Raw genomic sequence first — 16,006 nt, 5'->3', positions numbered from 1 at the left:
AAGCTGTATTTAACACCACCCGGCGTCCGCACCCGGCCGGCTACGGTTTGCAGGCGGCCGCTATTGCTATACAGTGGCCCGCAGGCTGGCCGCCGCGCGCAGCCCTATCCCTGGAGCAGATCCCATGTCGCTTGAAACCTGGCTGGCTTTCCTGGGCGCGTCCGCCCTCCTCGTGATGCTGCCCGGCCCCACGATACTCACCGTCATCAGCTACTCCATCGCGCAAGGCCGGCGCGCCCGCCTGCCGCTGGTGCTGGCGGTGGCGCTGGGCGACTCCACCGCCCTGCTGCTGTCGCTGCTGGGCCTGGGCGCCCTGCTGGCGGCGTCGGCGTTCTGGTTCACGGTGGTCAAGATCGTCGGCGGCCTGTACCTGCTGTACCTGGGCTTCAAGCTGTTGCGCGCCGGCGTCTCGCCCGCGACTCTGCCCGCCGCCAGCGCGTCGGGTTCGCGCTGGAAGCTGTTCGCCAACACCTATCTGGTGACGGCGCTGAACCCCAAGGGCATCATCTTCTTCGTGGCCTTCCTGCCGCAGTTCATCGATCCGGCGGGCGACGTGACGCGCCAGCTCTGGATCCTGTCGGCGACCTTCGTCGCCTGCGCCGGCATCAACGCCATGGCCTATGCCATCTTCGCCGGGTCGGCCCGGCGCCTTTTGGCCTCGCCCCGCGCCCAGCGCGGCTTCAACCTGGGCGGCGGCGCCCTGCTGTCCGCCGCCGGGATCTGGGCCTTGCTGGCGCGGCGCGTCTAGCCTGCCCCTAGGGCCGCGCCGCGGACACGGCCTCCGGGTCGATGCCGTAGCGGGCGATGGCGTCGGCCGCGCGCTCCTGCGGCATCAGTCCGTCGTCCGCCAGCGCCTTCAGGGCCGCCAGCGCGATGTGATGCCGGTCCACCTCGAAATAGGCGCGCAGCGCCGCCCGCGTGTCGGACCGGCCAAAGCCGTCGGTGCCCAGCGTGACGTAGCGGCGGTCCTGCATGAACGGACGTATCTGTTCGGCCACCGTCTTCATGTAGTCGGTGGCGGCCACCACCGGCCCCTCGCTGTCCGCCAGGACCGTTTCCGCGTAGCCGCGGCGCCTGTCCTCCAGCGGATGCAGGCGGCTCCAGCGTTCGGCTTCCTGGCCGTCGCGGCCCAGCTCCGAATAGCTGGTCACGCTCCAGACGTCGGCCGCCACGCCGAAGTCCTGCCGCAGCAACTCGGCCGCCGCCAGCGTTTCGCCCAGGATGGCGCCGCTGCCCAGCAACTGCACCCGCAGCGCACCCTCGCCGCCTTCGCGCAGGCGGTACATGCCGCGCAGGATGCCTTCCTCGGCGCCTTGCGGCATGGGCGGATGCGCGGTCTTCTCGTTGATCAGCGTCAGGTAGTAGAAGACGTCTTCTTCCTCCTGGTACATGCGGCGCATGCCGTCCTGCACGATCACCGCGATTTCATAGGCGTAGGCCGGGTCGTAGGCCACGCATGAAGGAATGACCGAGGCCAGCACGTGGCTGTGGCCGTCGTCGTGCTGCAGGCCCTCGCCTTCCAGCGTGGTGCGCCCGGAGGTCGCGCCCAGCAGGAAGCCGCGCGCGCGGATGTCGCCCGCCGCCCAGGCCAGGTCGCCCACGCGCTGGAAGCCGAACATGGAATAGAAGATGTAGAACGGAATGGTGGCCACGCCGTGCGTGCTGTGCGCGGTGGCGGCCGCGATCCACGACGCCATCGCGCCCGACTCGTTGATGCCTTCCTGCAGGATCTGGCCGCGCCGGTCTTCACGGTAGACGCTCAGCTGGTCGGCGTCCTGCGGCGTATACAGCTGCCCCACGTGCGAATAGATGCCCACCTGCCGGAACATGCCGTCCATGCCGAAGGTGCGCGACTCGTCGGGCACGATGGGCACCACGCGCTGGCCGATGGCGGGGTCCTTGAGCAATTGCGCCAGCACCCGCACGAAGGCCATGGTGGTGGAGAACTCGCGGCCGTCGCTGCCCTTCAGGTGCGCGGCGAAAGCCTCCAGCGGCGGCGTGGCCAACGGCCCGGGCCCGGCCGGCCGGCGCGGCAGATGGCCGCCGGCGCGCGCGATCGCGGCATCGAAGTAGGCCCGTTCGGGACTGCCGGGCGCGGGCTTGATGTAGGGAATCTGTTCGAGCTGATCGTCCGGCACCGGGATGGCGAAGCGGTCGCGGAATGCGCGCACGGCCGGATCCGCCATCTTCTTCTGCTGGTGGTTGGTGTTGGCGGCCTCGCCCGCCGCGCCCATGCCATAGCCCTTGACGGTCTTGGCCAGGATGACGGTGGGCTGGCCGCGGTGGGCCAGCGCGGTGGCGTAGGCCGCGTAGACCTTGGCCGGATCGTGTCCGCCGCGGTTCAGCGCGCCGATCTCTTCGTCGCTCAGGTGCGCCACGCGCTCCAGCAGCACGGGATCGGCGCCGAAGAAATGTTCGCGCACATAGGCGCCGCCGCGCGCCTTGAACACCTGGTACTCGCCGTCCACGCACTGCATCATGCGCCGCCGCAGGCGGCCGTCATGGTCTTGCGCCAGCAGCGCGTCCCAGCCGGCTCCCCAGATCACCTTGATGACGTTCCAGCCAGCGCCGCGGTACACGCTTTCCAGCTCCTGGATGATCTTGGCGTTGCCGCGCACCGGGCCGTCCAGGCGTTGCAGATTGCAGTTCACCACGAAGACCAGGTTGTCCAGTTTCTCGCGCCCGGCCATCGCCACCGCCGCCAGCGTCTCGGGCTGGTCCTGTTCGCCGTCGCCCAAAAAGCCCCAAACCTTGCGGCCCTGCGCGGGGATCAGCTCGCGGTCTTCCAGGTAGCGCATGTAGCGCGCCTGGTAGGCGGCCATCAGCGGCCCCAGGCCCATCGACACCGTCGGGAACTGCCAGAACCCGGGCATGGTGCGCGGATGCGGATAGGACGCCAGCCCGCCGCCGGCCGTCTCGCGCCGGAAGCGGTCGAGTTCGTCCTCGGAGATGCGGCCTTCCAGATAGGCGCGCGCATAGATGCCGGGCGCGGAATGGCCCTGGATGTACAGCATGTCGCCCAGGAAGTCCGGCGTGGCCGCGCGGAAGAAATGGCGGAAGCCGGTTTCGTACAGCGTCGTGGCCGAGGCGTAGGTCGCGATGTGTCCGCCCACGCCCGATGTCTTGCCCGCGCGCAGCACCATGGCCATGGCGTTCCAGCGCAGATAGGCGTCCAGCCGCAGTTCGATGCCCATGTCGCCCGGAAACAGGCCCTGCTCCGCCGGCCTGATCGTGTTCACGTAGGGCGTGGCGTTCGGCGCGGCATAGCCGCCGTGGCCGGCGCGGTCCTGGCCGATCAACTGGTCCAGCAAGTAGTGGGTGCGCGGCCGGCCCTCGTGGGCCAGCACGGCCTGCATGGCTTCCAGCCATTCCTGGGTTTCCTGCGGATCGGCGTCGGTCGGTTCTATCGGGGTATCCATGGCGTCCTCCTGGTGGGCGCGAAGACGGCATCCCGGTGTACGGCCGCCATCATTTCGCATCGTGAATTGCAATTGCATCATGTGCAATTGCAATCGTATGGAGGAATCTTGATAATTGCAAGTGCAACTATTAAGACCATGGCCCCGGCCGTCGCCGCTAGCGGGACGCGGCCATCATGAATTCGACCGCGGCCCTCAAGGTCGGCTCGTCCGCGGACGAGCCGCCGCGCGGCGGCATCGCGCCCTTGCCCTTGAGCACGGTGGCCAGCAGCGCGTCCGTGCCTTGCGCAATAAAGGGCGACCAGGCTTGCTTGTCGCCCAGCCTGGGCGCATTGGCGACCCCGCTAGCGTGGCACACGACGCAGGCGGACTTGTAGAGTTTTTCACCGGCGGGGTTGACGGCGGCCAGCGTCTCCGCGCCCGCTTGCGGGACGGGCAGGCTGACCAGGGCGGCGGCGAACGCGATTCGATAAAGCGAGGACATGGCAAGGCTCCGGAAGGTAAAGGCTGGAGGGCGTGGCGGACGGACCGGGGCAAGGCGCGCGCGGGGCGCGCCCTGCCGCCGCACTCAGCGCGGGATCGGACCCGGCGCCTTGATCTGCTTCATCAGGTCGTCATTCCATTTGCCCTCGACCTTGATATGCCCGGCCGCGCCCAGCTCGAAGGCTTCGATCAGGTTGTGGTTCAGGTAGGCGTATACGCCGGGCTGCTTGAAGGTGTAGAGCGCCGCGCCCGCCGAACCGCCGCGGATGAACCAGGTCTCCAGGTCCTTCTGCGGCGGATTGGCGAACTTGCCGGTCTCCCAGACCCAGTCGCCGTGGCCGCCGATCAGATGCGGGCGCGTATCGCGGTTGGCCTGCGAATGGATCAGCAGCACCGTCTCGCCCACCTTGGCCGTGAGCGCGTTCGCGCCCGTCAAGGCCCCGACCTTGCCGTTGAAGACGATGTGCGACGGCGTCAGCGTGCGCATGACTTCCACCGTGTCGCCATAGCTTTCCGCCAAGGTCGCATAGTCCTTGTACTTGCCGTTGGCGTCCTTGGGGATGTACAGGTCGAACTCGCCTATCGTGTAGGCGCGGTCGTAGCGCAGCGGCTTGCCCTGCGGGTCCTTCAGGCCGTCGCGCGGCAGCACCATCAGCGTGCCGCTCATGCCCGCCACCACGTGCCAGGGCACCATGCCTTCGGGCGCACAGTGGTAGACGAAGGTGCCGCTGCGGTCCGCCTTGAAGCGCAGCGTGGCCTGCTCGCCCGGATTCACGTTGGTGAGCTTGGCCCCGCCCAGCGCGCCGGTGGCCGCATGGAAATCCACGTTGTGCGGCATGGCATTGGTGGCCGGATTGACCAGGGTCAGCTCGACATAATCGCCTTCATGCACCACCAGGGTCGGACCGGGCATGGACCCATTGAACGTCATCGCCTGCAAGGTCGTGCCCTTGTCGTCGATGACCATCTTCTTTTCCTCGATGGTCATCGTGAATTCGATCATCTTGGGGCCCGAACGGGCCACCTGCTCATGCGGATGGACCATGGGCGGGGCGACCAGCGCGACCTTGGCGCGTTCCAGCTGGTCGGCGTTCTGCGCGGCGGCGGGGCCGCCCGCCATCGCTGCGATCAATGCCATGGCAAGCAAGGTGGGGCGCAAAGCGTTCATGTGAAACTCCTGTTCCAGTGTCTGCAAAGCCGAGTCTGTCGGCGGTTCCATTGAAGGCCCGCCACCTTTTGCGTTCTTTGCTGTAGCGCAAACTTCGGACCAGCTTGCGGGCCGGCGCGCATTGCCGCCGCGCGGTCGCGGTGTCACCATCGGGGCATGGACCCTCCTCACGCTTCCGAGCGGACCGCGGCGGCGTCGCCGCTGTGCCACGCCCTGCTTCGCAACCTGGATCTGTTCAGGCCCTTGTCCGATGCGCAGCTGGACGCCGCGCTGCGCGGCGCGACGCCATGCCGCCTGGAGGCCGGCGCATTGGCCTACCGCCAGGGCGCCGCGGCCGCGCACTTCTTCGTGCTGCTGCACGGTTGCCTGAAGGTGGCGCAGCTGACGCCGGAAGGCGAGCAGGTCGTGGTGCGCTACGTGAATCCCGGCGACATGTTCGGGCTGGCTTGCGCCATGCGGCAGCCCTGCTATCCGGCCACGGTCCAGGCCGTGCAGGAAAGCGTCTGCCTGGCATGGCCGGCCACGGCCTGGGAACGCTTTACCGCCAGCCATCCCCAGCTGGCCGCGGCCGCGCTGCAAACGATGGGGCAACGCCTGCAGGACGCCCATGTCCGCATCCAGGAGCTGTCCACCGACGAAGTCGAACAGCGCGTGGCGCGCGCCATCCTGAGGCTGGTGCAGCAATCCGGCCAGCCGATGCAGGACGGCATAGGCATAGGCTTTCCGATCACCCGCCAGGACATCGCGGAGATGACCGGCACCACCTTGCACACGGTCAGCCGGCTGCTCAGCGACTGGAAGCAGCGCGGCATCGTCTCGGCCGGACGCAAGCGCGTGGTGCTGCGCTCGCCTGCGGCGCTGGCCCGCCTGGGCGAACATGCCGGACCCGCCGTGGACTGCTCGGCCTGCCTGTCCTGTCGCCACGGATCGCCGGCCGCGGACGAGGCCTGCGACGCGAGCGCCGAACTGGCCGGCGCATAGCGCGCAGGCAACGTGGCCTAGCCGGGTTCCAGCACCAGCCGCAGCCCCAGGTTGGCGGGCGGCACGCCGACCGAACACGCCCCGCCCTTGGGATCGCGGATGAAATCGGGCAGATACGCGATGTGCCTGCCGGCTGCGACGCGTATGCCGCAGTTGCGGCTTTCCTGCTCCTGCGCCGCGTTGCCGCTTGCGCCATCGCGCAGCCCGTCCAGCACGCGCCGCGCATGGCAATCGTCGGTCCAGTCCCACACGCTGCCCGCCATGTCCATCAGGCCGGCGCGGTTGCGGCCATAGGCGCCGAACGCGCGCACCGCGGCGTCGCCCTGCGCGCCGCGCAGGCTCTGCTGTTCGTATTCCGCCAGCCAGCGTTGCGCTGGGTCGCCGCCCTCGGGCAAGGCCGGCAAGACGTCTTCGCGATAGGCTTCGCCCGCCGCGTAGACCCATTCGGCATAGCTGGGCAGGCGCAGGCGCCTGCCGGTGCGTTCGGACAGCCATGCGGCATAGGCAACCGCGTCGGTCCAGTTGATGCCTACCGCGGGCAGGTCGGACGCAACCGCCCCGCGCTGCGCGGGATCCAGCGCCTTGCAGCCGCCGGCACGCACGCAGGCCGCGTATTCGGCCTGGCTGACCTGCCGCGTCATGATGGCCAGGCCATCCGGATAGCGCGCGGTGCGCGGCGCGGGCGTGGCGGGATAGCCGTTGCGCAGCGCCTCGCCAGGCGGCACGTAGCTCACCTGGCCCGGCGGCAGGCGCGTGATTTCCGGCAAGGCAAAACGGGCCCCGTCCTGGGGCCCGCAAGCGGTCAACAGCAAAGAAACGATGACGGTCGGCAGGATGCGCATGCGGCGGTGCTCCGGAATGCCCGCGCCGGTCGGGCGCGGGCTGGATTCCATTGGACCGGCTGCGGCGGCCGGGCTCTTTGCGCTGAAGCAAAGAGGCCGGCGCTTGCCTGGCGTCCTGCCGCGCGCAAGCGCTTGCACGCCTGCGCGGGACGGGCCGCGCTAGCCGCGCGCCGCTAGCCGCGCGCCGCCTTGGCCTGCAGGCGCGGCTCGGCCTGCGCGGGCTTGCCGCTCAAGAGGCCCAGGATCACCTGCATCACGATGGCCAGCGCGCCCAGCAGGAACACCACGTCGCCGAAGGTGCGGCCCCAGCGCAGGTTCTGCAGCAGCTCCTGCTGCATGAAGCCTTCGCTGCGGGCGTACCACATGCCCTCGCTGACGCTGGCGTGGAACTGGATCAGCCCCACCGGCAGCAGGCTGGTGAAGATCATCAGCGCCAGGCCCAGGTTCATGCCCCAGAACGCCAGCTTCATCAGGCCGGGGCTCAGCGCGTACTGCGGACGGATGTAGCGCAGCACCAGCAGGGTGAAGCCCAGCGCCAGGAAGCCATACACACCGAACAGGGCCGCGTGCGCATGGACCGGCGTGGTGTTCAGGCCCTGGATGTAGTACAGCGAAACGGGCGGGTTGATCATGAAGCCGAAGACGCCCGCGCCCAGCATGTTCCAGAAAGCCACGGCGACGAAGCACATCAGCGGCCACTTCAGGTTTTCCATCCAGGGCGCGCGGGTCTTCAGGCGCCAGTTTTCCCAGGCCTCGTGTCCCAGCACGATGAGCGGCACCACTTCCAGCGCCGAGAAGCTGGCGCCGATGGCCATCACGGGCGTGGTGGTGCCGGCGAAGTACAGGTGATGGAAGGTGCCGGGTATGCCGCCCAGCATGAAGAGCGAGGCCGAGGCCAGGCTGGCTGTGGTCGCCATGCGGCGCGACACCAGGCCCAGGGTCGAAAAGATGAAGGCCAGCGCCGTGGTCGCGAAGACTTCGAAGAAGCCCTCCACCCACAGGTGCACGATCCACCAGCGCCAGTACTCCATCACCGTCAGGTGCGTGCGCTCGCCGTAGAAAAAGCCCGCGCCATAGAACAGGCCGATGGCGCCCACCGAGGCGGTCAGGAGCGCCAGCAGGTTCTTGTCGCCGCCCGGCGTGCGCAGAGCCGGCACGATGCCGCGCAGCATCAGCACCAGCCAGAAGCAGATGCCCGCGAACTTGCCGATCTGCCACAGGCGGCCCAGGTCCACGTATTCATAGCCCTGGTGGCCCAGCCAGAAGTTCAGGTCCGGCGGCATGATCTGCGCGATCGCGAGATAGTTGCCAGTGAACGATCCGACCACCACCAGCACCAGCGCCCAGAACAGGATGTCGACCCCGACCTTCTGGAACTTGGGGTCGCGCCCGCCGTTGATCAACGGCGCGAGGAACAGGCCGGCGGCCAGGAAGCCCGTGGCGATCCAGAACAGCGCGCTCTGGATATGCCAGGTGCGCACCAGCGAATACGGGAACCACTGCGACAGGTCGACGCCGTAGAACTTCTGCCCTTCGACGGTGTAGTGCGCGGTGAAGGCGCCCAGCAGCACCTGGAAGCCGAACAGCGCCACGACCAGGAACAGGTACTTGCCCAGCGCGCGCTGCGAAGGCGTCAGGGCGAAGGTGGTCAGCGGGTCCTTGGCGGGCGCCAGCGGCTCGTCGTCCTCCTTGCCGCGCAGGAACGCCCAGGCCCAGACCAGGAAGCCGATGCCGGCCAGCAGCACCACCACGCTGAGGATGGACCACATGACGTTCTCGGCGCTGGGCACGTTGTCGATCAGCGGTTCATGCGGCCAGTTGTTGGTGTAGGTGACTGCCTTGCCTTCACGCTCGGTGGCCGCGGCCCACGCCGTCCAGAAGAAGAAATGCGTGAGCTGGGTGCGGCGCGCGGCGTCGGGCAGCGTGTTTTCCTTCATCGCGAAATTCTCGCGGCTGCGGTGCAGCGCGGGCGCGTCGGAGAACAACTGGTCGTAGTAGGCCGCGGTCTGCGCCATGGCGCGGGCGCGCCGCGGGCTCACCGCCAGCGTGTCGGTGGCAGCATCGCTGCGATTGGCGCGGTACTCGGCCTTCAGTTCCGCGCGCAGCGCGGCCTGGGCGCCCGCGTCCAGCTGCGCGTAGTCCTGCCCATGCTTCTCGCGCGCGGCCAGGTCCAGCCAGGCCGTCAGTTCACGGTGCAGCCAGTCGGCGGTCCAGTCGGGCGCCTGGTAGGCGCCGTGCCCCCAGACCGATCCCAGCTGCATGCCGCCTACCGACTGCCAGGCCGTCTGGCCGTCCAGGATGTCGTCGCGGCCGAACAGCGGTTTGCCGTCGGTCGTCACGACCTGTCCGGGAATCGGCGGCGCCTGCCGGTAGACCTCGCCGCCGTAGAAACCCAGCAAAGCGAACGTGACCGCCAATACGGCGATCAAGGTGAACCATAATTTCCGATACGGACCCATGATGGGAACGCCCTCCAGTGTTGCGGTTTTGGGGTACGTACCCATATGCGAATTCCGTGCCAGGAAAAATCCCATTAAAATCATGAAGTTGCAAATCACGCGGTATTTTTCACCGCCTCCAACCCGGGTATAAATCACCGATCAAGGGTGATTTGGACCATGAAATGCCGGCGCCGCGCCAAGCCTGAGCCTCTTACAATCTCCCGCTGCATTCCCACCTCTTTCAAAGGAACCGACCGCATGGCCACGGGCAAGCCCGATGCGTGGAGCCTCTTCCTGACCGCGCATGCGCTGGTAGTGGAAGACATCGAAAAGCGCCTGTCGGCCGCCGGCCTGCCGCCTCTGGCCTGGTACGACGCGTTGTGGGCGCTGGAGCGCGCACCCGACGGCACGGCCAGGATGTTCGAGATCGCCGAGCGCATGGTGATCGCGCGCTACAACCTGACGCGCCTGATGGACCGCATCGAGGCCGAAGGCCTGGTCGAACGCTTCCGTTCGGACGAGGACCGCCGCGCCACCTACGCCCGCCTCACGCCCAAGGGCCGCGCGCTGCGCCGCGAAATGTGGAAGGTCTACGGCCCCGCGGTCGACGAGCTGTTCCTGTCGCGGCTGCCGCAGGCGCAGCAGGAGTCCATGGCCGCGAGCTTCCTGGACATCGCGCGCCACGTGCGCGCATCCCGCAAGGAGCCTGCCGAATGAACGCGACTCCCTTGCACATTGGCATCGTCGCCTGCTCGGCGGAAGGCGCCGCGCTTTGCTACCGCACGCTGTGCACGGAAGGCGCCGAGCGCCTGGGCCCGCACGCGCACCCGGAAATCTCGCTGCACACGCATTCGCTGGCGGACTACGTCGCCTGCCTGGACCGTGCCGACCTGGCCGGCGTGGGCGCGCTGATGCTGTCCTCCGCGGGCAAACTGGCGCGCGCGGGCGCCGATTTCCTGATCTGCCCGGACAACACCATCCATCAGGCGCTGGGCCATGTGCTGCCGCAGTCGCCCCTGCCCTGGCTGCATATCGCCGAAGAAGTCGCGGCCGAGGCCCAGGCGCGCGGCTTGCGCCGCATTGGCATCCTGGGCACGCGCTGGCTGGTGGACAGCAGCGTCTATCCGGACAAACTGGACGCGCGCGGCCTGCAATGGCTGCGGCCGGCGGAAGCGGACCGCGACACGCTGGCCCGCATCATCATGGACGAACTGGTGTACGGCGTGTTCAAGCCCGAATCCGTGGCCCGGCTGCAAGGCGTGATCGAGCGCCTGCGCGAAGCCGGCTGCGACGCCGTGGTACTGGGCTGCACCGAGTTGCCGCTGGTGCTGAACGACGGCAATTCCGCCCTGCCCACCCTGGATTCCACCCGCATCCTGGCGCGGGCGGCGCTCGACCGCTCGCTGCGCGGCGCCTGATCCGGCGCCCTCAGAGCTGGTCCAGGCCGTACAGCCGCAAGCGGTCCAGGTCCAGCACCTTGATCTGGTTGTAGGCCAGGGCCAGGATGCCCTGGTCCGCCAGCGTCTGCAGGGCCTGATTGACCCGCTGGCGCGACAGGCCCGTCAGATAGCCTAGCTCTTCCTGCGAAATCGCCAGCGTCAGATCGGTGGACGGATACAGTTGCGGATTGAACAGCTGCGCCAGGGACTGCGCCACGCGCGCGTCCGCGTCCAGCAAACGGTGGTTCTGGATGGAAGCGATGAACTCGCCCATGCGGTTGTTCAACTGGCCGATGACAAAATGCGAAAAAGGCAGGCTGGCCGACAGCAGCGCATGGAAGGTGGCCGTGGGCACCTGCAACACCAGCGACGGCTGGATCGCCACCACGTCGTACTTGCGCAGTTCGCGCTTGATGACGCTGCCCTCGCCGAACCAGCCGCCCGGCGGCACGCCCGAAAAGGTGCAACTGCGGCCCGACTCGTTGTAGATGGCCAGCTTCAACAGGCCCGTATGCACGCCCAGCCAATAATCCGAAGGCGCGTTGCGCCGCGCGATCCAGGCGCCGTTGGGCACCTGCTCGGCACGTGAAGTCGCCAGCACCAGATCCTGGTGGCGGGCATCCAGCGCGACAAACCAGGCGCAGGATCCGAACAGGCCGGCCAGTTCCGCGGCGGAAACGATGTTTGAAACGTCGGTCATGGGAATAACTGTGTAAAACTGGGGAAAGCCGGGCCGGCCGGACGTCTGTCATGCAGGTGACAGACAGCATTTTCAGGCTGCATCTAAGCTAGGGCAAGCGACGGGGATCAAACGCCCCGCAGATGGATAAGGGACGCCTGCGCGTCCCAACTGGAGACAAGCATGAGCGGTATGTTCGACCGCGGCCTCGAGCGCCGCGACGCCAACTACGAAGCCCTGACCCCGGTGGACTTCATCGCCCGCGCCGCGCAGGTCTATGGCCAGCGCCTGGCCATCGTCCACGGCAAGGTGCGGCGCAACTGGGCCCAGACCTACGAACGCGCCCAGCGCCTGGCGGGCGCGCTGGCGCAAGCCGGCATCAAGCGCGGCGACACCGTGGCCGTGATGCTGCCCAACATTCCCGCCATGGTCGAAGCCCACTTCGGCGTGCCCATGCTGGGCGCGGTGCTCAATACCCTGAATACCCGCCTGGACACGCCCAGCGTGCTGTTCATGCTGGGCCACGGCGAAGCGCAGGCGCTGATCGTGGACACGGAATACGCCGAACTCGCCCAGCGCGCGCGGGCCGAATTCCCGCACCTGAAGCTCATCTCGGTGCACGACCTGGAAAGCGCGCCGGCGGAACTGCCCGGCGCGGTCGACTACGAAGCCTTCCTGGCCGGCGCTCCCGCCCGCTACGACTGGAAGCCGCCCGCCGACGAATGGGATGCCATCGCGCTGAACTACACGTCCGGCACCACCGGCGACCCCAAGGGCGTGGTCTACCACTACCGCGGCGCCTACCTGAACGCCATCAGCAACATCCTTGAATGGGACATGCCCAAGCATCCGGTCTATCTATGGACCCTGCCGCTGTTCCACTGCAACGGCTGGTGCTTCGCCTGGACCGTGGCCGCGCGCGCCGGGGTCAACGTATGCCTGCGCAAGTTCGACCCGCAGACCGTGTTCGACCTGATCCGCAATGAAGGCGTCACCCACTATTGCGGCGCGCCCATCGTGCAGAGCGCGCTGGCCAATGCCCCGGCCGAGCTACGCGCCGGCATCGACCACACCGTGCGCACCATGGTGGCGGGCGCGGCGCCGGCGCCCGCCGTCATCGCCAAGATGCGCGACATCGGCTTCGAACTGACCCATGTTTACGGCCTGACCGAAGTCTACGGACCCGCGGCCGTGTGCGCCCGCCAGGAGGCCTGGGACGCGCTGGACGAGGAAGAGCGCGCGCTGCGCAATGCGCGCCAGGGCGTGCGCTACCACCTGCAGGCGGGCGTCTCCGTGCGCAACCCCGACACCATGGAAGAGGTGCCGGCCGACGAGCAGACCGTGGGCGAGGTCATGTTCCGCGGCAACATCTGCATGAAGGGCTACCTGAAGAACGAGCGCGCCACCGACCAGGCCTTTGCCGGCGGCTGGTTCCGCACCGGCGATCTGGGCGTGATGACGGCCGACGGCTATGTCCGCATCAAGGACCGCAGCAAGGACATCATCATTTCCGGCGGCGAGAACATCTCCAGCATCGAAGTCGAGGACGCGCTCTATCGCCACCCTGCCGTGGCGGCGGTGGCCGTGGTGGCGATGCCCGATCCCAAGTGGGGCGAAACCCCCTGCGCCTTCGTCGAGCTCAAGCCCGGCTGCAGCGCCACCGCCGAAGAGATCATCGCGCACTGCAAGCTGCTGCTGCCCGGCTTCAAGGTGCCGCGCGCGGTGCGCTTCGGCGAACTGCCCAAGACTTCCACCGGCAAGATCCAGAAATTCGAACTGCGCGCCGCCGTCGGCGCGACCCAGGCCATCGACGTGGCCGGCCCCGGCAAGGCCGGCTGAATCCCACGTTCCCATCCCATCCAGGAGCTCCGACGCCATGACGTACCAAGCCCCCGTGAAAGACATGCTGTTCGTGCTGAACCACCTTGCGGGCCTGCCGCAAGTCGCCGCGCTGCCCGGCTTCGAAGAAGCCACGCCCGACACCACCCAGGCCGTGCTGGAGGAATCCGCGCGCTATGCCGGCGACGTGCTGGCCCCGCTGAACCACGCCGCCGACCGCGAGCCCAGTGCCTGGCGCGACGGCGCCGTCACCACCTCGCCGGGCTTCAAGCAGGCGTTCAACCTGTACGCCGAGGCCGGCTGGCAGGGCATGACGCATCCGGTGGAATACGGCGGCCAGGGCCTGCCCGGCCTGATCGGTTCGCCCTGCTCGGAAATGCTGAACGCCGCCAACCTGTCGTTCGCGCTGTGTCCGCTGCTGACCAATGGCGCGATCGAGGCGCTGCTGACGGCCGGTTCGCCTGAACTGAAGCAGCGCTTCATCGAGCCCATGATTTCCGGACGCTGGACCGGCACCATGAACCTGACCGAGCCGCAGGCGGGCTCGGACCTGGCCATGGTCCGCTCGCGCGCGCAGCCCGTGGGCGACGGCACCTACCGCATCTCCGGCACCAAGATCTTCATCACCTACGGCGAACACGATCTGGCCGAGAACATCCTGCACCTGGTGCTGGCGCGCCTGCCCGACGCGCCCGAAGGCGTCAAAGGCATTTCGCTGTTCCTGGTGCCCAAGTTCCTGGTCAACCAGGACGGCACGCTGGGCGCGCGCAACGACGTCCATTGCGTGTCGATCGAACACAAGCTGGGCATCAAGGCCAGCCCCACCTGCACGCTGCAGTTCGGCGACGCGGGCGGCGCGCTGGGCTATCTGGTAGGCCAGGAGAACCGCGGCCTGGACGCCATGTTCATCATGATGAACGCCGCCCGCTACGCGGTGGGCGTGCAGGGCGTGGCGGTTGCCGACCGCGCCCACCAGCACGCGCTGGCCTATGCCGCCGAGCGCGTGCAGAGCCGTCCGGTGGACGGTTCGTCCAAGGACGCGGTGCCCATCATCCAGCACCCCGACGTGCGCCGCATGCTGGGCACCATGCGCGCCCTGACCGAGGCCGGCCGCGCGCTGGCCTACTACACCGCGGGCCACGCCGACCTGGCGCACGCCAGTCCGGACGCCGAAGCCCGCAAGCGCCATCTGGCGGTGCAGGAATACCTGGTGCCCATCGTCAAGGGCTGGTGCACCGAGATGTCCATCGATGTCGCCAGCCTGGGCGTGCAGGTGCACGGCGGCATGGGCTTCATCGAGGAAACCGGCGCGGCGCAGTACTACCGCGACGCGCGCATCCTCACGATCTACGAGGGCACGACGGCGATCCAGGCCAATGACCTGGTGGGCCGCAAGACCCTACGCGACGGCGGCGCCGTCGCCCGCGCCCTGCTGGCGGAAGTCGGCAAGACCGAAGCGGCGCTGGAGGGGCGCAGCGAACCCGCTGCCCGCCTGATGCTGACGCCGCTGCGCCAGGCCCGCGCGGCGCTGGCCGACGCCATCGACTTCGTGCTGGCCAACGCCGCCAGCCGCCCCAACGCCGTGTTCGCGGCCGCCGTGCCGTATCTGCTGCTGGCGGGCACCACGTTTGCCGGCTGGCAGATGGCGCGAGCGCTGCTGGCGAGCCTGGATCTGCGCGAGGAAGATCCTGCTTTCCACGACGCCAAGATCGCGACCGCGCAATGCTATGCGCTGCATAAGCTGAGCCAGGCGCCTGGGTTGGCGGCGGTGGTCATGGGGTCTGGGGAGTATGAGGTGCAGCCGTAGCTATTTGTGGTGCGTTACGGGTCCTTGATACATGAGGGTCTCGTTGGCGATTGGCTTTCGGGGTCGCGTTCCAGTGCTGCGTAGGCCGCTCGTCGGCGCGGGCGCCTGAGTGGCGGGCGCCCACGATTGCGGTCCGGAGCGTTCGCTCCGGACTTCCCCTTCGTCATCGTCGTTGCCGCCTACGGCGGCTGCCTTCCGATTCCCTCGGGCGCATCGAGGTTGCCCGCCACTCAGGCGCCCGCGCCGACGAGCTACTTGAATCTTGGATTGAGGCGCTTCTACAGCCGTGGTCAGGGACGATGCTTGTGCTGCCCGTCATTTTCGGCCGCGCGGGCGGCCGAAAATTACATACGTGATTTCTTGAATTTCTATAGTGTTCGCTTGCGCGAATGCGGTGACTGATTTGCTATTGGTCCCCAGCTCACGGGGGAGTGAGCGGTGATGGGTGGCGCGCGGCGAATGGCCGCTTGCGCATGCAGACCTGGACGCGCGCCACCCATCCGGCACCCGCGTTGAAGTGACGATTGCTGGCCGACCCGTGCGCTTCGCCATCAACCCGAACGCAGCGCCCACCAAATTCAAACCTGGCCCTCGCCAGCCGCACGCGTCACCACGAAAACGCCCCGTCACCCGCGCGCAGCGCCATCGCGCGACGCAAGACACCGCGTAAGCCCCAAGAGGCCGCCCGCGCGGCCGGCCTGGGGCGGGCCCCGCAAGACACGCCACCACCCCACCGACCGTGGCCAGAACGCCAAGCACACCGCCCTCTCCAGCGCCCGTGAAGATTCAACTGACAGAGCCAGTCGCGTCGGGGGCTCGCGATGCGCGGGGCGTCGATAAGCCCGAGGGAATCCGTAGGAGTCGCCGAAGGCGAGGACGAGGATGACGATGGGGCAGTCCGGAGCGAA

Annotated in this window: 12 protein-coding genes; 6 read left to right on the top strand and 6 right to left on the bottom strand. The window is 68.1% G+C overall.

Going from position 1 to position 16,006, the window contains the following annotated elements:
• Window positions 1-124 precede the first annotated feature (124 nt).
• The gene (locus tag BRO63_RS10940; protein ID WP_088139820.1) at window positions 125-748 is read left to right on the top strand and encodes a LysE family translocator; all 624 of its coding nucleotides are present in this window, start codon (window positions 125-127) and stop codon (window positions 746-748) included.
• A gap of 7 nt (window positions 749-755) precedes the next feature.
• Here the strand turns inward: BRO63_RS10940 and aceE are convergent, their stop codons facing one another.
• From aceE to nirK, 3 genes are all read right to left on the bottom strand, one after another.
• On the bottom strand, window positions 756-3,419 hold the full coding sequence (aceE, locus tag BRO63_RS10935) for a pyruvate dehydrogenase (acetyl-transferring), homodimeric type (RefSeq protein ID WP_088139819.1): 2,664 nt from the start codon (window positions 3,417-3,419) through the stop codon (window positions 756-758).
• Between the two features lie 157 nt (window positions 3,420-3,576).
• Window positions 3,577-3,903, bottom strand: a complete 327-nt coding sequence (locus BRO63_RS10930) for a c-type cytochrome (protein WP_088139818.1) — start codon at window positions 3,901-3,903, stop codon at window positions 3,577-3,579.
• 84 nt (window positions 3,904-3,987) lie between these two features.
• The gene (gene nirK, locus BRO63_RS10925) at window positions 3,988-5,070 is read right to left on the bottom strand and encodes a copper-containing nitrite reductase (RefSeq protein WP_088139817.1); all 1,083 of its coding nucleotides are present in this window, start codon (window positions 5,068-5,070) and stop codon (window positions 3,988-3,990) included.
• Window positions 5,071-5,226: 156 nt separating this feature from the next.
• Here nirK and BRO63_RS10920 point away from each other — a divergent pair, with 156 nt between their 5' ends.
• Window positions 5,227-6,051 (top strand): Crp/Fnr family transcriptional regulator, encoded by an 825-nt coding sequence (locus tag BRO63_RS10920; RefSeq protein ID WP_088139816.1) that lies wholly within the window; start codon window positions 5,227-5,229, stop codon window positions 6,049-6,051.
• Window positions 6,052-6,068: 17 nt separating this feature from the next.
• Here the strand turns inward: BRO63_RS10920 and BRO63_RS10915 are convergent, their stop codons facing one another.
• A complete protein-coding gene (locus tag BRO63_RS10915) occupies window positions 6,069-6,944 on the bottom strand; it encodes a formylglycine-generating enzyme family protein (protein WP_088139815.1) in 876 nt (291 codons plus the stop codon).
• Between the two features lie 122 nt (window positions 6,945-7,066).
• Entirely contained in the window at window positions 7,067-9,352 is a 2,286-nt protein-coding gene (locus tag BRO63_RS10910) for a nitric-oxide reductase large subunit (RefSeq protein WP_088139926.1), read from the bottom strand.
• A 240-nt stretch (window positions 9,353-9,592) separates the two neighbouring features.
• Between BRO63_RS10910 and BRO63_RS10905 the strand changes: the two genes are divergently transcribed.
• Both BRO63_RS10905 and BRO63_RS10900 read left to right on the top strand, forming a co-directional pair.
• On the top strand, window positions 9,593-10,051 hold the full coding sequence (locus BRO63_RS10905; RefSeq protein WP_088139814.1) for a MarR family winged helix-turn-helix transcriptional regulator: 459 nt from the start codon (window positions 9,593-9,595) through the stop codon (window positions 10,049-10,051).
• Window positions 10,048-10,752: an aspartate/glutamate racemase family protein gene (locus BRO63_RS10900; RefSeq protein ID WP_088139813.1), complete on the top strand. Its 705-nt coding sequence runs from the start codon at window positions 10,048-10,050 to the stop codon at window positions 10,750-10,752. The genes BRO63_RS10905 and BRO63_RS10900 overlap by 4 nt, the downstream gene beginning before the upstream one ends.
• Window positions 10,753-10,762: 10 nt before the next feature.
• On the opposite strand, the gene BRO63_RS10895 is transcribed toward BRO63_RS10900, so the two are convergent.
• Window positions 10,763-11,473: a Crp/Fnr family transcriptional regulator gene (locus BRO63_RS10895; protein WP_088139812.1), complete on the bottom strand. Its 711-nt coding sequence runs from the start codon at window positions 11,471-11,473 to the stop codon at window positions 10,763-10,765.
• Between the two features lie 162 nt (window positions 11,474-11,635).
• Here BRO63_RS10895 and BRO63_RS10890 point away from each other — a divergent pair, with 162 nt between their 5' ends.
• Window positions 11,636-13,291, top strand: coding sequence for an acyl-CoA synthetase (locus BRO63_RS10890; protein ID WP_088139811.1), 1,656 nt, complete (start codon window positions 11,636-11,638; stop codon window positions 13,289-13,291).
• Between the two features lie 37 nt (window positions 13,292-13,328).
• Window positions 13,329-15,098 (top strand): acyl-CoA dehydrogenase, encoded by a 1,770-nt coding sequence (locus BRO63_RS10885; protein WP_088139810.1) that lies wholly within the window; start codon window positions 13,329-13,331, stop codon window positions 15,096-15,098.
• The last annotated feature ends 908 nt before the right edge of the window (window positions 15,099-16,006 follow it).

Source organism: Achromobacter xylosoxidans (assembly GCF_002192695.1).
In the GTDB taxonomy this organism is placed as follows: domain Bacteria; phylum Pseudomonadota; class Gammaproteobacteria; order Burkholderiales; family Burkholderiaceae_B; genus Achromobacter; species Achromobacter xylosoxidans_C.
The sequence above is the reverse complement of the archived record's forward strand: the minus strand, read 5'-3'. Positions and strand labels throughout refer to the sequence as shown.